Origin of the sequence: Myxococcus sp. MISCRS1, assembly GCF_026626605.1 — a bacterium.
Classification (GTDB): domain Bacteria; phylum Myxococcota; class Myxococcia; order Myxococcales; family Myxococcaceae; genus Myxococcus; species Myxococcus fulvus.
Genome location: NZ_JAPNKB010000001.1, coordinates 2,594,560 through 2,616,257 on the forward strand (window position 1 = coordinate 2,594,560; position 21,698 = coordinate 2,616,257).

Here is a 21,698-nt window from a genome sequence, read left to right on the forward strand (position 1 = left end):
AGCGATTGACCTGCTACCGATACACCCGGCAACGCATACAACAACCCATAACTCCGCCGCTCGGGCGATCTCTCTCTACGCCCGGAACTCGCGCAATACCAGATGATTTTCTGCCCCGCGGACAGGGGGTGGAGAGCACTCCCGGACAATCCGATTTTGAGAATATGCACACTGCAAAGGCACCCGAACAAAGACACTCTCAACGCAGGTTTTGCGTCCGCCTGCGTCACATCAATGTCAAACACGCCATTCGCGCACGATTTGCGGGAGAGTGGACTCCCCATCCTCGGTTGAGGCTTCACGCCCGGGGCCGTCACGGCCGTCAGGAGAAGGCCCTCGACCCGGGGAGGGCCCTGGCCCCGCCGCGAACGCTCAGGTCTTCATCGACCGGATGAAGTCGATGAACGCCCGCAGCGGCGTGGGGAGGTGGTGGCGGCCGGGATAATAGAGGACCGGCCCGGAGAAGCTCGGCCACCAGGACTCGAGCACGGGGACCAGCTCTCCCCGGTCCAGGTAGGGACGAAGCCAGTCCTCGAAGTCGTAGATGATGCCGGTCCCCGCCACGGCGGCGGCCACCGCCAGGTCCGTCGTCGTCCCGAGGCCGACGATGAGCGGGCCCTTCGGCTCGACGTTGAGCGTCACCCCGTCGCGCTCGAACTCCCACGCGTGCAGCGGCCCCTTCGTGAACCGGCCCCCCAGGCAGTCATGGTTCAGGAGCTCTTTCGGATGCCTGGGGCGCCCACGCCGCGCGAGATACGCGGGCGAGGCGGCGGCCGCGAAGCGCTGGACGCGCGGACCGATGGGCACCGCCACCATGTCCTGCGCGAGCCGCTCCTCGTAGCGGATGCCCGCGTCATAGCCCTCGGCCACCACGTCGACCAGGCGCTCCTCCGCGATGACCTCCATGCGGATGTCGGGGTACTTCGCCAGGAACGGCGGCACGATGCGGGGCAACACCAGCCGCGCCGCCGCGATGGGGACATTGAGCCGCAGCCGCCCCGCCGGTCGGCCGCGGAAGTCGTTGACCACGTCCAACGCCGAGCGGACCTCCCCCAGCGCGGGCTCCAGCCGCTCGAGCAGCCGCGCCCCCGCGTCCGTCAGCGTCACGCTCCGCGTCGTCCGGTGGAGCAGCCGGACCCCCAGCCGGGCCTCCAGCCGGCGGACGGCGTCCCCCAGCCGCGAGGCGCTGCTGCCCGTCACCCGCGCCGCGCCGCGAAATCCGCCCTCACGCGCCACCGCCCTGAAGGCCGTCAGGTCCGAGAACTCATCCATCACTGTGCGGATTTTCGCACAGCCCGTGCGCATTGCCACTGATTGTCGCGCAGCGGCGCCCTCCGTAGAGAAAGGGAGAACCTCGAATCCCAAGGACCTCCACCATGTCTCCCATCCCCAAGACCTATCGCCTCGGCACCCACACCGTCCGCCGCGTGGGTTACGGCGCCATGCAGCTCGCCGGCCCCGGTGTCTTCGGTCCACCCAGGGACCGTAAGGCGGCCCTCGCCGTGCTGCGCGAGGCCATCGAGCAGGGCGTCGACCACCTGGACACCAGCGACATCTACGGCCCGCATGTGACGAACCAGCTCATCCGAGAGGCGCTGCACCCCTATCGCGACGGGCTGGTCATCGCCACGAAGGTGGGCGCGGTGCGTGGCCCCCAGGGCTCCTGGGAGCCCGCGTCCTCTCCCGAGGACCTCGAGCGCTCGGTCCACGACAACCTGCGCAACCTCGGCCTCGACGTGCTGGACGTCGTGAACCTCCGGGCCATGTTCAGCGCCGAGGGCCCGGTGGAGGGCTCCATCGAGGCGCCCCTCACCGCGCTCGCCGAGCTCCAGCAGCGCGGGCTCATCCGCCACATCGGCCTGAGCAACGTCACCCCGACGCAGGTCGCCGAGGGCCGCAAGCTCGTCGACATCGTCTGCGTGCAGAACCACTACAACCTGGCGCACAGGCATGACGACGCGCTCATCGACCAGCTCGCCGCCACGGGGACGGCCTACGTGCCGTTCTTCCCGCTGGGCGGCTTCACCCCGCTGCAGTCGAGCACGCTGAACGACGTGGCCACGCGCCTGGGCGCGACGCCGATGCAGGTCGCCCTGGCGTGGCTGCTGCACCGCGCCCCCAACGTGCTGCTCATCCCTGGCACGTCGTCACGCCCCCACCTCCGGGAGAACCTCGCGAGCGCCTCGCTTTCGCTGAGCGCCGGGGACCTGGACCTGCTCAACCGCCTCACCGAGCGGGGCTGACCGCGCGCGGGACACCCCGCGCGGCGTCCCGCCCGACGTCAGTTGCCGCGGTAGGTCGTGTCGAGGATGCCGACGCCAGCCCCCTCCACGTAGAGGGTGACCCGCGTGCCCTGGGTGGCGGCCTGGGTGGCGCGCTCGAACAGCCCCAGGCGCTCCGCTTCACTGTACTGGTAGCCCGCCGAAGCGGCGCTCGCGCCCAGGTAGTAGTAGTTGCCGACGAAGCTCCCCGTGCAGTTCGCCGCCGTGTACACCTGCACGACCACGTAGCCCTGGCCGTAGGTGAGATTGGGCTGACGCGTGTACGTGGCCGCGCAGACGTAGCCATTCACGGTGATGGGCGCCGCCAGCGCCGGAGTGGCAAACCCGACCGACATCATCACCGCCGAGACAACGAGGGACGCTCGCTTCATGGTGTTGCTCCTTCCAATGGGGACTTGGATTGGAATTCCCACAGCCAGGATGGATGCCGGGCTCCGGAGAAATGACTTTGGCCTTTCCACACAAACCAACGCGCGAGCCGCTTTTTCTTCCCGAGGGTGCGGGCTTCTCCAACGCGAATCGCACTCGGTATTGGCCCGGGGAGGTATCGACGGCACGGGGGGCTCCTCGGGTACGACTACGGCTCCATCATGCGCGACTCGCGCACGGCGTTCTCGAGCAACGGGCTGCCGACCATCGAGCCCCTGGGGCGGGCAGGCCATCGGCCAGCGCGCCTCGAACGGCAAAGAACGACGTGGTGGCCGAGGGCGGTGGCAGCGGCACGGTGAACGCCAACCGCACCGCCGTGGGCGCGTGGGAGCAGCTCATCATCACCTTCGAGTGAGTCGCGGCCCGCCGGCCAGCCCTTGCGTCGTGGCAGGCCGCGCGGGTCGAGTGGCCCCGGTGTGGCTCACCACCGTCGGTGGACGGTCGCCTTCGGGCCCGTCACCAGGCTCGCGTCCGGCACGTCGTCGCAGACGATGGCTCCGGCCGCGACCACCGCGTCGCGACCAATCCGGACCCCGGGAAGAATCGTCGCCCCCGCGCCAATCCACGCGTTCTGGGCCACCTCGATGGGCGCGCCCGTGAGGTACAGCCGCCGGTCCCCCGGGTCCACCGGGTGGCTCATCGTGATGAAGGTGACCTTCGGGCCGACCATCACCCCTTCGCCCAGCCGGATGCCGGCATGGTCGAGGAACGTGCAACCCTGGTTGATGAACACCCGCTCGGCCAGCTCCAGCCGCAGCCCATGGTCCGTGTAGAACGGCGGATAGACGGTGACCCGCTTGGGCAGCGGCCGCCCGAGAATCTGCTCGAGCAGCGCCGCCTTGCCCGCCTCGTCCTCGAACGGTAGGACGTTGAGGCGTGACGTCAGCCCGGTGACGTGCAGCACCCGCTGGCTCATCGCCGCGAACTCGGGGCTGAAGGCCCGCTCTCCTCTCGCGAGGGACTCCGGGTCGTGGATGCGCATGAGGTTCTGGAGGGGCATCCCACGAGCCTGGCCCTCGGGCCGCGCCGGCGTCCAGCGCCAGGAAACGCTTCAGCCCGGGCGGCGGATGGAGGACGCTGGGCGCCCCCCCACGCACGGAGTCGGTGATGACGTACATGCTGTTGGTCATGGAGGAGAGCAAGCGCAAGCGGAGCCGGACGGCGGAAGAAGGCCGCCGCGAGATGGAGCGGATGGTGGGCTTCGTCCAGGACCTCCAGGCGCGCGGGCTCTGGAAGGGCAGCGACTCCCTCCGGTCCGTCTCGGAGGGGGTCCGGATCGAGGTCCGGGACCACCAGCGCACCCTGCGTGATGGCCCCTTCGCCGAATCCAAGGAGGTTGTCGGAGGCTACGTCCTCTTCGACTGCGCGAGCCGGGAAGAAGCGCTCGCCATCGCCAGCCAGTGTCCCGCGGCCGAGTGGTCCACCGTCGAGCTGCGCGAAATCGGCGTCTGCTACGAGGAGGAGGACCCGGGCTGAGGCCCCCGCCTCCGTGCCTCGCCAGGAGGTTGGTGCAGTGGAACTCTTCGCTCGGACTGTTGCGTGTCTGCCCTGAAGCGCCCACCAACTCCTTTCAGCTTCCAGGAGACTGGGGTGGCCGCCGCACCCCATCCCTATCAATTCAAGATTAATATGGACTACTAGACATACCGGTAGTATCTGCGCGCCCCAGCTCGAAGCTGAGTCGGGGGCCGAGATGACTCGTGTCGCGAGGTCAGACGGAAAATCCGCAAGTCCTCACACTGAAGTGGCGGTCCTGAAATGGCTGCCTTCGCAGGCGGAATACCTGCATCAACAGGCCGTGCGGTTGGCTCGGGCAGGGGGACCACAAGCCGCGGGGGTCCGTGAGCGCGCCGAGGCCAGCGCGAGCGCGCTGCGAGAGCTGCTGGACCCCGGGCAGCGCGCCGTGGTGGATGGCTATGCCAGCAATCGCACCACCCTGCTGGTGGTCGAGGGCATGCGAGCGGTGGGCGAGGGCGTCCCCGAGACGAGGCCGTCGCTCGAGTCCTTGAAGGTCGACTTCGATTGCCAGGTGCTCGCGTCACGCAGCCAGCTCCTGTTGAACCTCTGTGACAATCGCGCCTTCGCGTACGATTTGGATTACAATGAGATGGTCCGCATCGTCGGCAACTTCAAGGGGGGCGGCCAGCACAAGATTCCAGAGGAGCCCGCGCCCGAGGACGTGGAGCTCTCCTCCCACTCCGGCCTCGCGCTCGGCGCCCACACCGAGCCGCCGTATTACTGCTCGTTCCACGCGACGCAGCGGCGCTCCCCGGCGCCCTCGACGCTGATTCTGACGGCGCGGTGGAATCCGCTCCAGGAACCGACCCAGGTCATCCCGGTGACGCCGGTGCTGGAGGCCCTGGGAGAGCCGGTGGTCGACGCGTTGACCCGCAAGCACTATCAATTCACCCGGCCCGACTCCTACGTCCCCGGTGACGAGGACGGCCGCGACGTCTCCATCGTGGACTACAACCCACACGGCGACTACGCGTTCCGGTTCAGCGCCTATCGCTTCTCCGCGTGCGCCGGGGCGCCGGAGACCGCGCACAGGGCCCTCGCCGCGCTGCAGGCCGGCATCGCGAACGCCGAGCGGCTCCAGGTGACGCTGGACTCCAGCAAGGCCATCCTCATCAACAACACCAAGGCCCTGCACTGCCGCGACATCATCAAGGACAACCGGCGCATCCTCGTGCGACTGTTCGGCTACAACCGCTTCTCGACCGCCATCGTCCAGTCGACCGACCCGATGCTGGTCCAGGGCTGACCCCGCGACACCATGCCTCGACTCGACCACCTCTCCGTCATCGCACCCTCGCTCGTCGAAGGCATCTCACATCTCCGGGAGTGCCTGGACCTCGACATCCCCTTCGGCCGCAAGCACATCCACATGGGCACGCACAATCACCTGCTCCGGCTGGGTGAGGCCGCCTATCTGGAGGTGATTGCCATCGACGAGGAGGCGCCGCCCCCCGCGCACCCCCGGTGGTTCGGGCTGGACGACCGCGCGGCGGTGCGGCGGGCGTGGGACGACGGCAGGCGCCTGCGGGGCTGGGTGGCGAGCACCGACCACTTCGCCCGGGACCTGGCCCGGCACCCGGGCGTCTTCGGTGAGCCGCGCGAGTTCCACGCCGGCGCGTCCAGCTACTTCTTCGCCGTGCCCGTGGACGGCTCGCTGCCGATGGGGGGCGTCGTGCCCTCGCTCATCGACCGCAAGGGGGCACGCCCGACGCTCGCGCCCCAGACCGAGCGGGGCTGTGAGCTTCTGGCCTTCACGCTCGAGCACCCGGACCCGGCCGGCATCACCCGGCTGTACGAGGCACTCGACATCCCTGGCGCGCCCGCCGTGAAGCACGGCGAGGCGCTCCGCTATACCGCGACGATTCGCACGCCGTCGGGAATCCGCATCCTGACTTGAACCCTGGGGTCGACGATGTCCAAGGTGGCTTCTCCCTTTCAGAAAGACGGCGGCGGTCTGGCGCTGTGTCCCTACGACGCGGAGCTCGACGCGCTGCTGGCCCGGGCCTCGGCCGACGAGCGTGAGCACATCGCGGCGGCACAGCGCGACCTGCGCGCGACGGCGCTCGACCACCGGCTCCAGTTCGACGCCAACCACGCCTATCCGGTGTGCCTGCGGCCGACCGTCATCGACGCGGACTGGGCCGCGGAGCTGAAGCTCGCCGGCGAGCGCTTCATCCGGGTGTTCGACGACGTGCTGGAGCTGTACCGCCACGACGACGAGGTCCGAGGGCTCTATCGCGGCTATGAGCCGGTGCGTGACTACCTGCTCGCGGCGCCCGGGTTCCGGCCGCTCACGCGCATCTGCCGCTTCGACGGCCTGGTGGCGCCGGACGGCCGCTACCTCATCCTGGAGACCAACACCGACTGTCCCGCGAACCTGTTCGCGTCCGGCATGGCGACGCGGCTGTGGCGCTCGCGGCCCAACCCCATCCTGGCCGCGTGGGGGCGCGACGTGGAGTGGGTCCCCCAGCCCATCGTGGAGACGCGCAACCTGTTCATCTCGGAGATGCTGGACACCTATCGCGCGGACAAGGGACGTGAGCCGAGCGAGGTCCGCATCGTCAACTACAACGGCCGCTTCACCAGCGAGACCGACCTCATCATCCAGGGCTTCGACGAGCGCGGCATCCACTGCGAGTTCATCGACCTGCGGGAGCTGGCGCCGGGGGCGGGCCACGTGACGCACCGGGGGACGCGCATCGACCTCGTCTACAACAAGTGGGACCTGCGCGACCTGGTCCGGTGCCCCGACGCCGCCCCCTACCTGCGCGCGGTGGCGGACGGAGACGTGGTCAGCGTGAACCCGCTGGCCTGCCAGTGGCTCTACGCGGACAAGTCCATCCTGGCGCTCCTGAGCGACCCGCGGTTCGGCGACCACTTCTCACCGGCGGACCGCCAGCTGTTCCAGCGCCACGTGCCGTGGACGCGCGTGGTGGCGCCCGGGCGCTCCATCTCCATGGAGGGCGACGCGGTGGACCTGTGCGACTACCTCCAGCGCAACAGGTCCCGCTTCCTGCTCAAGCCGACCAACGCCACGTGGGGCGACGGCATCGTGATTGGGAACAAGGCGCGGGAGGAGGACTGGCGGCGCGCCGTCGAGACCGCGGCGTCCGACGCCTCGTACGTGGCCCAGGAGTACATCCAGGGCCACGTCGTCCACTGTCCGGACCCGACGACGGGCGAAATCACCCAGCGCATCGCGGACCTCAACATGTTCATCTTCGGCGGCAAGGCGGTGGGCTTCCTGTCGCGGGCCAACCAGAGTCCCATCATGAGCCTCTACAAGGGCGGCGCGATGCTGCCGGTCCTGGTCGCGCGCCACCCGGCGTCATGAGTCCACCCCTCCCGGACGCCGCCGCGTGGCGGAGCATCTTCACGATTTCGTTCCTGGTCGGCATGTTCGCCGTCGCGGTGGGGGGCACGCCCGTGTTGCTCGGCGTGCTGCTGGCCCGCCAGGGCGTGGCCGACAGCGTGATTGGCATCTCCGCGGCGTGCAGCCCGCTGGGGCTGATTGCCTCGTCGTTCGTGATTCCGTGGGCGGCCGAGCGGTTCGGCGCGGTGCGCATCGGCGTCGCCAGCTGCCTGCTCGGCCTGACGGCGATGGTGGCGATGGCGCTCGTGCCCCAGCCGCTGCTGTGGATTGTCGCGCGCCTGCTGTGGGGCCTGGCGGTGGGCGGCTTCTACATCGTCAACAAGGCCTGGCTCGCGCAGCTCACGCCCTCGGGGCGCCGGGGCCGGGTGTTCGGCATCTACACGTCGTTCCTGTCCGCGGGCTTCGCGTGTGGGCCGCTGGTGGTGGCGCTGGTGGACTTCCGCTCGCCCCACTGCTTCGCGCTGCTCGGCGCCGCGTTCATCGCGTGCGCGCTGGGGGTGTTGCTCGTCCGCCAGCGGCTGCCGGACTTCCACGGCACGGCGCGCGCGCCGGTGCTCGGGGCGCTCGGCTTGATTCCGGCGGCGCTGCTGGCGGCCGCGTCGTTCGGCGCGTTCGACCACGCGTCCCTCGCGTTCCTGCCCCGGTTCGGGGCAGCGCATGGCACGAGCACCGCGGTGATGGGCATCGGGCTGAGCGTGCTGAACGTCGGCAACGTGGTGCTGCAGCCGCCCATCGGCTGGGCGTCCGACCGCTGGGGCCGACGCCCGGTGATGATGGGCTGCGCGTTGCTCACCGTGCTGGGCGGCGCCGCGCTGCCGTGGGTCATCGGCGTCGCGACGCCCCTGCTGTTCCTGTTCCTGTTCGTCTGGGGCGCGTGCGCCTACGGCACGACGACGGTGGCGCTGGCGTCCATCGGCGACCGCTTCAGCGGGGCGCAGCTGCTCAGCTGCAGCGCCGCCATGACGATGGCGGGCGGGGTCGGGGGTGTCGCCGGCTCCTCGGCTATCGGCGTGCTTCAGGACGTGTTCGGCACCCAGGCATTCCCTCGGGCGCTCATCCTCATCTTCCTGGCGCTGGCCGTGGTCGCGGCGCGCTCGATGCGGGGCGGCAGCCCGGCCACGCTGCCCGACGCCGCCGCCACCCGGTGAGCGCGCCCGCTCGCCGTCAGAGCGAGGCGGAGGGCTGACCGCCTTCCCGGGGCGTGACGCCACCGCGGACGGAGCCGCGGAGGAGGTCCTCGAGCGTGGAGCTGATGGCGGCGCGGTAGCGGTCGAACGCGTCCACGCTCTTGGGCACATCGCAGATGATGGAGTGGAGGAAGAGCCCCTCCGCGTTGCGGAGGAACCACATGTTGCCCGTGTTGGAGTGCGAGGACTCGGGCATCGTCTTCGGCCGCCAGACGTCGAGCATGTCCGCGCCGGGCAGCTTCCGGTAGTCGAGGAAGGAGAAGAAGTTGACCGGGAACGGCCACGTCCGCAGGTGGAAGTACTGCGGCGCGAGCAGCTCCCAGACCTTCACGAAGGGCACGTCGACGTTGCGCAGCAGCTCCTTGAAGCTTGTCTGGACCCCCTCGACGACCTCCGGGAACGTCATCCCGTCGGCGATGGGGAAGCGGATGGCCAGGGTGTTGACGAACCAACCGAAGGACTTGCGCCAGCGGGGGTCCTTGCGCTCACCAATGGGCATGAACCCCCGGTACACCTGGGCGCCCGAGATGTCCCGCAGGGCCATGCCCACGACGGCCAGCATGCCGATGAACAGCTTCACGCCGCGCTCCTGGCAGAGGCGCTCGAACGCCTGCGCCCCCGCGTCGTCGAGCAATCGCACGGTGCTGTTGCGGGCCGGGTACATGCGGCCTGACTCGAGGCCCAGGTCGAGCGGGATGTGGGGGAACAGGTCCCCCGCGTCCGCGATGAAGGCACGCCAGTAGTCCAGCTCGGGGCTGTCCGCGGTCAGCTTCGAATAGCGGTGGCGCTGCACGTCCCCGAAGTCGAGGTAGCTCCCCGCCACCTCGGGGACCGGCGTCAGGCCCGCGGCCAGGGCGGCGTAGTCGCGCTGCACGTCCTCCACCGCGAAGACCAGGGAGAGGCCATCACACAGGATGTGGTCGAACCCCATGTAGACGGTGGCCTGCGACGGCTCCACCACCACGCCCATCACGAACAGCGGCCACGACAGCGTGTCGATGTCCCGGTTGAACGTGGCCTGGATGTGGGCCGTCACCGCCTCGCCCGACGCGAGGTGCCCCACGTCGGTGTGCTCCAGCCGGACCTGCGCGGGCGTCATGACGTCGCAGCGCAGGTCCCCGGCGATGAGCTGCTCGAACCCGCAGCGCAGCACCTCGTGCCGCTTCACGAAGTGCAGCAGCGCCGCCTCCAGCGCGGCCAGGTCGAGCGGGCCGGGGATGCGGAACGACAGGCCAATCCAGTAGTCCTCCGAGACGTGCTCCTGCCGGGCCGACACCGCGGCCGCGAAGTGCTTCTCCTGGTTGTAGGAGGCGGGCCGGTCACCGGCCGAGAGCGAGGCGAGCGTGTTCGCGGCGGGGCGCAGTCGCCATTCGTGGACATGGCCGGCGTGGAACCCCGCCTCTTCGAGGGGGAGCTGATGCATGGAGGAAGTCCTTTCCGCGGTCTTTCGCGTGTTCGGCGCCTCGCGGACGCGAGTTCGCGTCAGTGCGCCCTGCACAGAGGCTGTGATTGCCATTCGGCACGGACAAGCCCTCTTCCGCGCCGTGTCGGGTGCATCCAGTTGGGGGCGACGCGAGACTGGAGGTGACGTCTGCCATTGCCCCCGGGATGCGGGTGAGCCGGAACACCAGGCCGAGGCAGTGTGGAGCAAGCCCCACTTCGAACGGGTGACGGTGCTACGGGCTTTCCACGCGCGCACCGGTCCGGAGTATGCAGCACGCATGACTCATCCTGATTTCGACCCGCAGCTCGCCCCGCTCCTCGCCCCGCTCGAGGGGTACGTCCCCTTGAAGATGACGCTGGAGCAGCTCGAGCACTTCCGCCGACTGAGCGACGTGACGCGGGAGGCGCTCATCGGGGACGCGCAGGTCGACTGCGTCGACCACACCATCCCGGGATATCGAGGCGACGACATCGTCGTCTCCGTCATCTCCCGCAAGGGGCACTCGGTGGCCGGGCCCGCCGTCTACCACATCCATGGTGGTGGCATGGTGATGGGGACCCGCTTCGCCGGAGCCCGGCCGCTGGTGGACTGGGCGCTGCGCCATGACGCCGTCTGCGTGAGCGTCGAGTACCGGCGGGCACCCGAGCACCCCGCGCCCACGCTGGTGGAGGACTGCTACGCGGGCCTGGAATGGATGGCCGCGAACGCGAAGTCGCTGCGCTTCAATCCCCACCAGCTCGTCATCTTCGGCGGCAGCGGCGGGGGCGGGCTCGCGGCAGGGACCACGCTGCTCGCCCGGGACAGGCAGGGGCCTCGGCTGCTCGGCCAGTTGCTGCAATGTCCCATGCTGGACGACCGCAACGAGACGACCTCCGCGCATCGGTACGACGGCGTCGGCGTCTGGGACCGGACCAGCAACCTGACCGCGTGGCGCGCCGTGCTGGGAGACCGGCTCGGCGGTCCGGAGGTGTCCCCCTACTCCGCGCCCGCGCGGGCCTCCGACCTGAGCCGGCTGCCGCCCACCTTCATCGACGTGGGAGGCGCGGAGACGTTCCGGGATGAAGCCGTCACCTACGCGAACCGGATCCTGGCGGCGGGGGGCGAGTGCGAGCTGCACGTCTGGGGTGGCGCGTTCCACGGCTTCTACGACATCGCCCCCCAGTCGGCGCTGGCGCGGGCGTGCATCGCGGCGCGGGACTCGTGGCTCGCGCGGATGTTCGCGCGCGACGCCACCCACCCCGTGACGGGGTAGACTCCGAGCCCCCCTCGCTTGGAGTCCCCTGGATGAGAACCGTCCCCCTCGTCGTCCTCCTCCTGCCGCTGTCGGGCGTCGCCGCCACGAAGAACGTGACCACCGTGGCGGAGCTGCAAGCCGCGCTGTCCTCCGCGAAGGCGGGGGACGACATCGTGCTCGCGGATGGCACCTACACGGTGAATGCGAACCTCAACTGCGCGGCGGAGGGCACGGATGCCCAGCCCATCACCGTGCGCGCGGCGAACCGGCACGCGGCGCTCATCCGCTTCAACGCCACCGAGGGCTTCAAGGTGTCGGGGCGCGCCTGGGTCTTCGACGGGCTCACCATCGAGGGCATCTGCGCCCGCGACCAGGACTGCGAGCACGCGTTCCACGTCACCGGCCACGCGGAGGGCTTCGTGCTGCGCAACAGCCGCGTGCGCGACTTCAACTCCCAGCTCAAGGCCAACGCGACGAAGAACACCAGCGGCGTCTTCGAGATGCCCCACCGGGGGCTCATCGAGCGCAACGACATCTACGACACCCGCCCGCGCGTGACGGGGACGCCCGTCAACAAGCTCAACATCGACACGGGCGACGACTGGGTGGTGCGCGACAACGAGGTGCACGACTTCTCCAAGCAGGGAGGCATCTCCTACGGCGCTTTCATGAAGAGCGGCGGCAAGCGGGGGCTCTTCGAGCGAAACCGCGTCCTGTGCGCCCGGGACCGGCCGGCCTCGGACACGCGAATCGGCCTGTCCTTCGGCGGCGGAGGCACGGGCGCGGCGTTCTGTGCGCCGGCCTTCGACGCGACGGTGCCGTGTGACCCCGAGCACTCGGATGGCATCATCCGGAACAACATCGTCGCCAACTGCTCGGATGTCGCCGTCTACCTGAACCGGGCCGCGCGCACGCAGGTGCTGTTCAACACCTTCATCGCCACGACGGGCGTGGACTTCCGCTACGCGTCCTCCACCGGCGAGGCCCACGGCAACGTGTTGTCGTCCGTCATCCGAAACCGCGACAACGGCCGCTTCACCGCGGGGACGAACATGACGAACGTGGCCACGGGCACGTGGACGTCCTGGTACGTGGCGCCGGTCCAGGGCGACCTGACGCTGAAGGGCCCGGTGACGCAGTTGGTGGCCGCCGCCGTCCCCAGTGCCTCTGTCACCGAGGATTTCTGCCAGCGGCCCCGGCCCACCTCCGGCAACTCCACGCTGGGGGCGCTGGAGCACTCGCTCGGCGACTGCGCGCCCGTCACGCAGCAGCCTGACGCGGGCACTCCGGACGCGGGCGGAGGAACCCCGGACGCGGGCGGAGGCACTCCGGACGCGGGAGGCGGCGTGACAGACGCGGGCACGAACCCGGACACGGGCTCCCCCGACAAGGACAGCGGCGGTTGCGGCGCCAGCCCGGGTCTGTGGCCGCTGCTCCTCGTGCTGCTCCTGCCGTTGAGCTTGCGGCGCCGGCTGCGTTAGCGGCTGTCTTCCATTCCGGCCCGTGGGTGACCTGCCCACGGGCCAGGCGGGCCCCAGGGCGTGAACACTGGCGGAGCCAGTCATGACGCGCTATTGGCAAGCGCCAGCTCCACCATGGTTGCCTCCACACCTGATTCGGGCCCCGAGCGCCCGCGACCACGACTGGCACCGCTCGCGCTGCCGCTCGTGGTCCTCCTCTGGCTGGTGCTCGTCGTCACCCCCGTCTGGCTTCAGGCCGCGCGGGCCTGTTTCCCGAACTTCGACCTGGGCATCTATTCCCAGGCGACGTCTGGCCCCTCACGCCCGAGCGGGTGAGCGAGCTCATCAACGTGTGGCGCAAGGACGCGGGCACCCGGGTCCTCATCGATGACGAGCACGTCTTCCTGGCCCGAGGGCGCTTCACGGCGCACCGCTGACGCGCGTCTCGAAGAGGGTCCCCGTGAGGTCGTCGGTGAAGACCTTCGAGGGCGGCAGGCCGAACATCCCTCGGAACAGACGGGAGAAGTGCGCCGAGTCGTAGAAGCCCGCGGCGTGCGCGACCTCGGTGAGGCTCCTCCCCCGCAGCGCGAGCGCCGCGGCCGCCTGCATCCGGTGCCACGCGCGATACGCCCCCATCGGCACGCCGACCTGCTCGCTGAACCGGTGCTCGACGAGCGAGGTCGAAGCCCCCACCCGCCGCGCCAACCCCACCGCGTCCGCGGGCGCCGACTCCCGCGTGGGAGCAGCAAGCCACGCGGCGACCCGCGCGATGCGCGCGTCGACCTCCCTCGGGCAAGGCCCCAGGTGCAGCGCCTGCTGGAAGAGCTCCGTCCAGGGCTGGAGGTGTCGCGCACCGAGGGCGGTCTCCACGGCCGCGCGCACCGCGCTCGCGTCGACCTGATGGCGCAGCTTCACGCCGGGCTCCAGGAACAGCACCGCGGCGCGCCCACCCTGGAAGTCGAGCGCGTGCCATTGCCACCCCCGCACGAAGGTGGCCTCGTGCTGCCCGACACGGCCGTCGCCGTCGACGAGCTCGAACGCATCATCCAATCCCACGAGCACGGCGTTGGCGGCGAACCGATGCCGAGGCAACTCGTGGAAGCGGCCGACGTAGAGCGCTCGACCTCCGCCCAGCAACAAGTGGCTCCGCATCTGCAGAATCATACAAGCCGGCCCGTGGCGCCGCACCTAGCGTGGCTTCGTGAAACAAGCCGCTCCCCTGCCCGCCACGCACCGAGGAGGCCCCATGGCCGAGGTCCACCCGTCCCTCCCCCAGATGATTCTCGACCGGGCGAACGCGTCGCCGCATCGCGTCGCGTTCCGCGTCAGACATGACGAAACCTATGTCGACCACCGCTGGTCGGAGCTGCTGCCGCGAATCGAGTCGCTCGCCGCGGGGCTGTTGAGCGCGGGCACGGTGGACGACGGCGCGTGCATCACCCTCGTCGGCAACACCTCGATGGCGTCCTGTCTCGTCGACTTCGCGGCCCTGCGCGTCGGCCTCAAGACGGTGCCCGTCTACGCCAGCCTGCTGCCCGAGGAGGTGGGCTACATGCACGTGGACACCGCCGCGCAGCTCATCGTCGTGGACGACGCGAACCAGCTCGACAAGGTGCGCGCCTTCCGTGCGGGCTTCACCTTCTTCGACCGGCACTACCCACCCGACGCGCTCCCCGCGCGCGCCAGGGTGGTCGTCATCCATCCGGCCGGACTTGCTCCCGCCGATGACTGGGAGAGCCTGGAGGCGCTCGAGGCTCGCGGGCGCGCCCGACGGGCGGAGCTGGAGGACGAGGTGCGCCGCAGGGCGTCGCTGATTCGACGCGAGCACGTCGCGACCTTCACGTACACCTCGGGGACCACCGGCGCGCCGAAGGCGGTGATTCAAACCCACGACAACATGCTGGCGATGCTCGAGGACGTCGGCGCCGCACGGCTCCTGGATGACAACGTGCTCACGCACGGCCTGTTCCTCTTCCTCCCCGCCGCGCACTCCTTCGGACGCATGGTGGAGTTCGCGGGCCCCTTCTTCGGCGCGCCGCTGGTGATGTCGTCGGTGCCCACGCTGGCGGCGGACCTGGTCGCCTCCCGCCCGGGCTTCTTCCCCGCGGCCCCGCGCGTCTTCGAGAAGATGATGGCGAAGGTCACCAGCACCATCGAGGGCGAGCGGGGCTTGCGCCGCTGGATGCTGGACTGGGCCCTGGGCGTGGGGCGTCGCGCCGCGACCCACGGCAAGTCCCGGCCCCTGTGGCTGGAGGCGCAGCGGGCCCTGGCGGACCGGCTCGTGCTGTCGAAGCTGCGCGCGCGCCTGGGCCTGGACCACGCCTCCGTGCTCCTGTCCGGCGCCGCCGCGCTTCGCGTCGACGTGCAGCTGTTCTTCCTCTCGCTCGGGCTGACCATCCTGGAGGCCTATGGGCTCACGGAGACATGTCCCGGGCTCACCATCAATCCCAGGGAGGACGTGCGCCCTGGCACGGTGGGACGCGCGTTCTCCCGCTGCCAGCTCAAGGTGGACGCGGATGGCGAGCTGCTCGCGCGCGGACCGAACATCTCACGGGGCTACCTGAACCGTCCGGAGGCCACGGCGGAGGCCTTCGATGCCGACGGGTGGTTCCGGACCGGAGACCTCGCCTCCATCGACGCGGAGGGCTTCGTCCGGGTGACGGGGCGCAAGAAGGAGCTGCTCAAGACGAGCGGCGGGAAGTACGTGGCGCCGCTGAAAATCGAGGCGCAGCTCAAGCGACACCCGCTGGTCCAGGAGGCCGTCGTGCTGGGCGACGGACGCAACTACTGCACGGCCATGTTCGCGCTCGACCCGGAGATACTCGCCATGGTGGCCCGGCGAGAGGGCATCCCCGCCGACCCCGCGCACCCGCGCATCAACGACATCCTGAAGGCCCTGGTGGAAGAGACCAACGCAGGCCTGGCGTCCTTCGAGCGCATCAAGACGTTCCGTATCTCCCCGGGCCCGTTCACGGTGGATGGCGGCGAGCTCACCGCGTCGCTCAAGGTCAAGCGCCACGCCGTCACCCGCAAACACTCGGCGCTCATCGAGTCGATGTACGGGGCCTAGGCGTCGTCAACCCGCCTGGGCTCGCCTAAGCTATCCCCGCACTTCGCGTATTCCGAGCGAATCAACTGGAGATGGTCATGCGAGCAATCCTGGCAATCGCGGTGGCGTTCGGACTGACGGCCTGTGGGGGCGTGGAGACGGGTGAGCCGATGGCGCCCGAGGCCACCGAGCAGGCGTCGTCGGAGCTGGCCGGCAGTTGCGAGGCCCTCGTCGGGACCTTCTGTCGCCCCGGAGCGTTCACCTCCTGCACCTGGTCCGACGGCAACCTGGGCGAGTGCGAGTGCCAGCGCACGCCCTTCAACAAGTGGCTCTGCTACTAGCCTTCACGCCGTGTCAGTCCCGTTGATTCCGTCCCGAGGCAGGCAGACGGAATCAACGGACCTGCCTCAGGGTTCGGTGAAGAAATGTGGGCGACACACCCACAAGAGAGTACCTAGAATCAGGCCTCCCCGCCGCTGAAGGTCGACTCCGCTGAACACCACCGAACCGCGCCACCTGGCCGGCCTGGACCTGCTCCGGTGCCTGGCCATCTTCATCGTCGTCCTCTTCCACTACCCACGCCCCGAGGGACACGAGTCCTACCGGATGCTCGCCAACTTCGGCTGGACGGGCGTGGAGCTGTTCTTCGTGCTGAGCGGCTTCCTCATCGGCTCACAGCTGATGGAGCCGGTGTCGCGCGGCGAGGCGCCATCCCTGAAGCGCTTCTACCTGCGGCGCTCGCTGCGCATCCTGCCGCCCTACCTCATCGTGCTGGCGCTGTACCTCTTCGTCCCCGCGTGGAGCGAGCGTCCGGTGGAGACGCCCGCGTGGCGCTTCCTCACCTTCACGCAGAACTTCGGACTGCGCCTGAATGGCTTCTCCCATGCGTGGTCGCTGTGCGTGGAGGAGCACTTCTACCTGGTGCTCCCGCTCACCGTGCTCGCGCTGCGAGGACGCGTCCGGGCCGCGCACCTGCTCGTGGGCGCTGGGGCGTTGATGCTCGGCGGAATGCTCCTGCGGGCATGGCTGTGGCAGCGGCACTTCTCGATGCTCGCGCCCGAGGACACCGCGTGGCGCGGCTACGACACGCTGCTGTACTACCCGACCTACGCGCGACTCGACGGCCTCTTGTGTGGCGCGATGCTCGCGGCGCTGCGCGTCTTCCGCCCCGCGACCTGGGAGCGCTGGACCCGAGGGGCGCGCGCGGGCGCCCTGGCCGGAGCGGGCCTTGCGTGCCTGGGCGTCGTGTTCTGGCTGAACGAGGAGCACTTCCGCTACCTCGCCCACACGATGCTCGCCTTCCCCCTGACGTCGCTGGGCTACGCGGCGCTGCTCGCGGCCATGGCGAGCCCCACCGCGTCGCGCGTGTGCGCCCGCATCCCCGGGGTGAAGACCTTCGCGCTCTTGAGCTTCACCATCTACCTCACGCACAAGGCCCTGCAGGCCGGAGCGCGCGTCGCGCTGGAGCCCTACGGCCTGGACGCGTTCCACCCGCTCACGTTGCTGGCCGGCGCGGCGGCGGTGCTGCTCGCGTCCCTCGCGCTGCACCACGGCGTGGAGCGCCCCGCGCTGAAGTGGCGCTCACGGCTGGAGGCCCGGCTCTCCCACGAGCCCACGCCGCGGCCCGCCCTCCGTTAGCCCGGGGCCCCTCCACGGAGGCCCCCGGGACTACGGACGCTGCACGGGGCGGGACATGGGCGCGGCGGCGGGGCGCGGCGTCTCCTGGAGCAGGCGCAGCGCCCGCTCCAGCACCTCGTCCCGGCCCGCGCGCACACCCGCGAGCGTGGGGCGCACCGCCACGTGCGGCGTGAGCCCCTTGCGCTGGAGCTGACCGCCGTCCGCGTGCCGGGCATCCATGCCCGTGAAGCTCATCCAGATGCCGCCGGGCAGCACCGCGTACGTCATGTTCCCGTTGGCGCCGGCGGTGGGGCTCCCGACGAAGGTCGTCCCGCTGGTGACCTCCAGCATCAGCCCCAGGTGCTCCGCCTGGCTCACGGCGCGCTCGTCGATGAGCGTCACGGTGCGGCCCCGGTACACCGGCACGTCCGCGGTGGGCAGCGCCTGCACCAGGGCCATCCGGCCGTTCACCAACGTGGAGCCCGCGACGACGGGCACCTCGAAGCGGGACCAGGTCTTCGCGCGCTTCACGTTGAGGTACGGCGCCAGCGTCCCCGCGGTGCCACGCGGGTAGCCTCGCAGGTCGAACACCACGGCCCGGGTGGTCTGGACCTTCCGCATGACCTCCGGCACCTCGTCGGCCCCCAGTTGCGAGAGGTTCACGAGGGCGATGTTGCCCTCCAGCAGCTTGAAGGGCTCATGGGGGCGCTCCGGCCGGGAGAACGCGGCGGGCCGCTTCACCTTCACCTCCCGACGCCCCTTCTCGTTGAGCACGGTGAAGGTCGCCTCCGAGTCCGGGGGGCCCGCGAGCGCCAGGTAGACGTGGTACAGCCGGGTCGCCGCCTCGGTGGAGGCCTGGTGGACGGCGTCGATGCGGCGGACGCGCTCGTCGAGGAGCTCCGCGTCCACCTTCTCGATGACGTCCCCCACCTGGAGCCCCTGCGCGAGCGAGGCATTGGTCACGGACGTGATGACCACCTTCCCATCGAGGTCGAGCACCTCGACGGGCGCGGCGATGCCGCCCCAGATCTCCCTGAACGTGGGGTGGCCGCTGAGCGAGACGTGTCCGTCGCGCAGCTCCCGCGCGGACTTCGCCACCTCGAGCGCGTACGCCTTCGCGTCCTGGGCGGCCTCGAAGCGCTTCAACATCCCGGGGAGCGCCTGGCTCCAGTCCACGTCCATCAGGTGGCGATAGGGGAAGAACAGCTCCACCACGTTCCACAGCCGCACGGCCGCCAGCAGGCGCAGCTCGCGCGAGGGGTACGGGGACTCCGCGTAGGCGTTGTCCGGGCGCCACTGGGCCTCGGGCCGCGCCGGGGCGCTCGGGCCCTTGGGCTTGGACTTCTGATTCGCCAGCGCCAACGCGCGCGTGTAGGCCGCGTCCGGGGCGGACAGGTCCGCGCGCGCCGGCACCTCCGCGTCGAGCCCCAGCGGCAACACCGTCTCGGTGGTGCGGACCGTGGCGACGAGCGTGCTCCCCAGCGGCACTTCCTGCGTGTCCACGGCCAGCGCGTCCGTCACCGGGCCCTCGCCCACGAAGAGCGCGCGTCCCGAGGCGCGCAGCGCCAGCACCTTCGGCGAGACGACGCTCCGCGCATCCAGGAGGAAGACGACGCGCGCGAACTTCTTGCCGGCGTTGCCCTCCACCACCGAGCTGACGTCCTGGTTGAAGGCCGTGGTGTAGGGCGAGTCCATTCCCGTCTGGGCCTTGTAGCCACCGTGGAGCGAGGAGCGCGAGCCCGGCACGGACAGCTCGCCGTCGATGAAGAGGGGCAGCATCCAGTCCGCGGCGTTGGAGGCGCTCCAGGCCGCCGCCTCGTCGAAGCCTCGCATGCGCATGTCGACGACGGCGGCGCGCGCCTTGCGCACGGGGCCCCAGAGCTTCTCGCCCAGGCCCCAGAAGGCCTGGGGGCCCTCGGGCGTGGCGAGGTTGCGCAGGTCCAGGACGACCACGTCCTTCTCCAGGCCCAGGAGGGGCCGGAGCGTCGGCGGGGCCAGCGCCGCGGGCGGACGCGCGCTCTTCACGCGGGTGGCGGGGTCCTCGAGCGCGCCGAGCATCGACTGGACGGCCTCGGCGAACGCCTCGTCGCTGGTGGCAACCTCCACCTTCGGCACCGCCGCCAGGAAGGCCGCGTCCCAGTCGATGCGCCGCGACAGCATCCACGGGTGGCGATAGCGCACCTGCCCCCAGAGCTCGCCCAACGCGCTGAGTCGCTGGAGCCTCAGCTGCGCCTGGGCCTCCTCCGGCTTCGAGGGGGCCTCCGAAGCCATCGCTCCCGAAGCCAGCAGAAACGCCAGACACAGTCCCAGCCTCGAGCCCAGGTCCTGGTGCCGCATGCAAGTCCTCCTCGTGTTCCAGCCAGCGAGCGAGGACTCTAGAGCGACCCGGAGCCGGAGTCGCGGGCCCGGTGCGCCTTCAGGATTCGCACGAAGCTCTCACGCTGACGTGCCTGGGAACGACGCAGTGAGTCCAGACTGGCGATCCAGAACGCGTCGAACAACGTCGGGTCCTCGCTGACCACCTCGACGAGCGCCTCGATGAAGTTGCGGACCCGCGCCGGCTCGCGTCGCGCGGAGGCAGGCACGAGCCGCCATTCCCGCTCCACCACCTCGCGGACCGCGTCCTCCTCGAAGACGACCACCCGGAAGACGATGCAGAGCGACCGGTCCGGGCGCTCCTCGGTGCTGAACCAATGGAGGAGCTTGTTGTCCGACTCGAGCCTGGGCAGTCCCTCCAGGTACGCCTGGAGCGCCTCCGCCGAGAGCTCCTCGCCGGGCAGGGGCGGCTCGCTGACGAGCTCCTCCGGCAGCAGGTCGAGCGCGGGGAGGTCCGGCGTGCCCTCGGGTGAAAAGCGCACGGAACTGAACCGCTTGCCGTCCCCGCCGACGTAGGTCGAGAACGCATCGAGCCGACGCGCCTCCACATCGAAGACATAGACATAGGACACGCTCCCGGTCTCATCCGGCGCGACCGGCAGGCCCGGGCTCTCCTCCGAATAGCGCTCCTCCTCCGTCTCGTCCTTCCCACCCATGCAGGTGGACCAACCCCAGGGGGCCTCGTCGATGAGCCGCGCCACCACGGCCTGGAGGTCGCCGCGGACGCGCTCGACACACGCCATCAGGTGTTGCCCGAGGCCCGTGGGATAGCCATCCCAGTGATGATAGACACCGCGCCAGGGCCGAGAGGAGACGTGCTCGGGAATCCCCGAGCCCGACGTGTACACAGCGATTGCACCACGGGTCGACATGGGGGCCGGAGTGTAGCGTCCAGCCCTCACGGGTTGTCGGACAATCACGCCTTCCGAGCGGAGTCACGCCTCACGGCCGGATGCCCAAAAGCGCCAGACGCAGCACCCGGCGCGCGGTGGGGGCATCCTGCTCGTTGGCGACCGCGATGGCGTTCACGAGCCGCAGCAGGTCCTCCGCCGTGGCGCCGGAGTGAATCGCGCCCGCCGAGGACGCCCGCGCCACCAGCCCGTTCAACACCTCGAGCAACATGTCCGTGCAGCACAGCTCCCAGGGTGACAGCCCCTCCGGGCCCGCGAGCAGCGCGGCGGCGAGCCCACGGTGCGTCGCCGTGTAGACCGTCACCTCCTCCAGCCAGGCCGCCAGCTCCGCGGCCGGATTCCTGCCCGGCTGAGCGGACGCCATCGCACACAGCTGCGCGACGCCCTCCCGGAACACCACCTCCAACAACGCCTGCCGCGTCGGGAAGTGTCGGTGCAGCGTCGCCGAGCCCACCCCCGCCCGCCGCGCAATCTCCTCGAGCGACGCCTGCGCGCCATCCCGCGCGACCAGCTCCGAGGCCGCCGCGACGATCCGCTCCCGGTTGCGCTGGCCATCCACTCGCAATGACTTCACGCGCTCCACGACACCTGTCTCCTCACCGTGACGCGCCCCCACAACTGGGGGAGCCCTCCACATTCAACCACGGAATGGCACGGGGGGACGCCACCTGCCGTAGGGCCGCCGTCACCCAGGCGGTTCGGGACCCAGGCCCCCCGTGTCTCCCGCTCGCCCGCAATGGCAGTCAGCGCTCGACATGGACACACACACGAGCCCCATCCAGCCGGGGATTTCCTGTCAACACGCTGTTTCATTTCAA

At 70.1% G+C, this 21,698-nt stretch carries 19 protein-coding genes; 11 read left to right on the top strand and 8 right to left on the bottom strand.

Annotated elements, in window-relative coordinates:
• Positions 1–372: 372 nt before the first annotated feature.
• Complete coding sequence (locus OWM54_RS09820; protein WP_223750318.1) at positions 373–1,272, bottom strand: LysR family transcriptional regulator; 900 nt, start codon at positions 1,270–1,272, stop codon at positions 373–375.
• 104 nt (positions 1,273–1,376) lie between these two features.
• On the opposite strand from OWM54_RS09820, the gene OWM54_RS09825 reads away from it, so the two are divergent.
• The gene (locus OWM54_RS09825; RefSeq protein WP_267697308.1) at positions 1,377–2,243 is read left to right on the top strand and encodes an aldo/keto reductase family oxidoreductase; all 867 of its coding nucleotides are present in this window, start codon (positions 1,377–1,379) and stop codon (positions 2,241–2,243) included.
• A gap of 38 nt (positions 2,244–2,281) precedes the next feature.
• On the opposite strand, the gene OWM54_RS09830 is transcribed toward OWM54_RS09825, so the two are convergent.
• Both OWM54_RS09830 and OWM54_RS43225 read right to left on the bottom strand, forming a co-directional pair.
• Positions 2,282–2,653, bottom strand: a complete 372-nt coding sequence (locus OWM54_RS09830) for a hypothetical protein (protein ID WP_248544322.1) — start codon at positions 2,651–2,653, stop codon at positions 2,282–2,284.
• Between the two features lie 479 nt (positions 2,654–3,132).
• Positions 3,133–3,711, bottom strand: coding sequence for a sugar O-acetyltransferase (locus tag OWM54_RS43225; RefSeq protein ID WP_324289061.1), 579 nt, complete (start codon positions 3,709–3,711; stop codon positions 3,133–3,135).
• 107 nt (positions 3,712–3,818) lie between these two features.
• On the opposite strand from OWM54_RS43225, the gene OWM54_RS09840 reads away from it, so the two are divergent.
• The 5 genes from OWM54_RS09840 to OWM54_RS09860 all read left to right on the top strand — a co-directional run bounded on the left by OWM54_RS09840 (position 3,819) and on the right by OWM54_RS09860 (position 8,750).
• Positions 3,819–4,187 carry a YciI family protein gene (locus OWM54_RS09840; protein ID WP_267697309.1) on the top strand — a complete coding sequence of 123 codons (369 nt, stop codon included), beginning with the start codon at positions 3,819–3,821 and terminating at the stop codon, positions 4,185–4,187.
• Positions 4,188–4,455: 268 nt separating this feature from the next.
• Positions 4,456–5,475, top strand: a complete 1,020-nt coding sequence (locus OWM54_RS09845; protein ID WP_267697310.1) for a hypothetical protein — start codon at positions 4,456–4,458, stop codon at positions 5,473–5,475.
• A gap of 12 nt (positions 5,476–5,487) precedes the next feature.
• Positions 5,488–6,126 carry a VOC family protein gene (locus tag OWM54_RS09850; RefSeq protein WP_267697311.1) on the top strand — a complete coding sequence of 213 codons (639 nt, stop codon included), beginning with the start codon at positions 5,488–5,490 and terminating at the stop codon, positions 6,124–6,126.
• A gap of 24 nt (positions 6,127–6,150) precedes the next feature.
• Entirely contained in the window at positions 6,151–7,563 is a 1,413-nt protein-coding gene (locus OWM54_RS09855; protein ID WP_267697312.1) for a hypothetical protein, read from the top strand.
• Positions 7,560–8,750, top strand: a complete 1,191-nt coding sequence (locus tag OWM54_RS09860; protein ID WP_223750311.1) for an MFS transporter — start codon at positions 7,560–7,562, stop codon at positions 8,748–8,750. The genes OWM54_RS09855 and OWM54_RS09860 overlap by 4 nt, the downstream gene beginning before the upstream one ends.
• Before the next feature lie 16 nt (positions 8,751–8,766).
• Here OWM54_RS09860 and OWM54_RS09865 read toward each other — a convergent pair whose 3' ends face one another.
• Entirely contained in the window at positions 8,767–10,212 is a 1,446-nt protein-coding gene (locus OWM54_RS09865; protein ID WP_223750310.1) for a condensation domain-containing protein, read from the bottom strand.
• Positions 10,213–10,510: 298 nt separating this feature from the next.
• Here OWM54_RS09865 and OWM54_RS09870 point away from each other — a divergent pair, with 298 nt between their 5' ends.
• Entirely contained in the window at positions 10,511–11,485 is a 975-nt protein-coding gene (locus tag OWM54_RS09870) for an alpha/beta hydrolase fold domain-containing protein (RefSeq protein WP_223750309.1), read from the top strand.
• A gap of 32 nt (positions 11,486–11,517) precedes the next feature.
• Positions 11,518–12,948 carry a chondroitinase-B domain-containing protein gene (locus OWM54_RS09875; protein WP_267697313.1) on the top strand — a complete coding sequence of 477 codons (1,431 nt, stop codon included), beginning with the start codon at positions 11,518–11,520 and terminating at the stop codon, positions 12,946–12,948.
• A gap of 399 nt (positions 12,949–13,347) precedes the next feature.
• On the opposite strand, the gene OWM54_RS09880 is transcribed toward OWM54_RS09875, so the two are convergent.
• On the bottom strand, positions 13,348–14,091 hold the full coding sequence (locus OWM54_RS09880) for an AraC family transcriptional regulator (RefSeq protein ID WP_267697314.1): 744 nt from the start codon (positions 14,089–14,091) through the stop codon (positions 13,348–13,350).
• A gap of 82 nt (positions 14,092–14,173) precedes the next feature.
• On the opposite strand from OWM54_RS09880, the gene OWM54_RS09885 reads away from it, so the two are divergent.
• The 3 genes from OWM54_RS09885 to OWM54_RS09895 all read left to right on the top strand — a co-directional run bounded on the left by OWM54_RS09885 (position 14,174) and on the right by OWM54_RS09895 (position 17,614).
• Entirely contained in the window at positions 14,174–15,997 is a 1,824-nt protein-coding gene (locus OWM54_RS09885; RefSeq protein WP_267697315.1) for an AMP-dependent synthetase/ligase, read from the top strand.
• A gap of 77 nt (positions 15,998–16,074) precedes the next feature.
• Positions 16,075–16,317, top strand: coding sequence for a hypothetical protein (locus OWM54_RS09890; RefSeq protein WP_046712023.1), 243 nt, complete (start codon positions 16,075–16,077; stop codon positions 16,315–16,317).
• A 190-nt stretch (positions 16,318–16,507) separates the two neighbouring features.
• The gene (locus OWM54_RS09895) at positions 16,508–17,614 is read left to right on the top strand and encodes an acyltransferase family protein (protein WP_255666300.1); all 1,107 of its coding nucleotides are present in this window, start codon (positions 16,508–16,510) and stop codon (positions 17,612–17,614) included.
• 30 nt (positions 17,615–17,644) lie between these two features.
• Here the strand turns inward: OWM54_RS09895 and OWM54_RS09900 are convergent, their stop codons facing one another.
• The 3 genes from OWM54_RS09900 to OWM54_RS09910 all read right to left on the bottom strand — a co-directional run bounded on the left by OWM54_RS09900 (position 17,645) and on the right by OWM54_RS09910 (position 21,454).
• Complete coding sequence (locus OWM54_RS09900) at positions 17,645–19,930, bottom strand: S41 family peptidase (protein WP_267697316.1); 2,286 nt, start codon at positions 19,928–19,930, stop codon at positions 17,645–17,647.
• A gap of 38 nt (positions 19,931–19,968) precedes the next feature.
• Positions 19,969–20,841: a hypothetical protein gene (locus OWM54_RS09905; protein WP_267697317.1), complete on the bottom strand. Its 873-nt coding sequence runs from the start codon at positions 20,839–20,841 to the stop codon at positions 19,969–19,971.
• Positions 20,842–20,911: 70 nt separating this feature from the next.
• Complete coding sequence (locus tag OWM54_RS09910) at positions 20,912–21,454, bottom strand: TetR/AcrR family transcriptional regulator (protein WP_267697318.1); 543 nt, start codon at positions 21,452–21,454, stop codon at positions 20,912–20,914.
• Positions 21,455–21,698 lie beyond the last annotated feature (244 nt).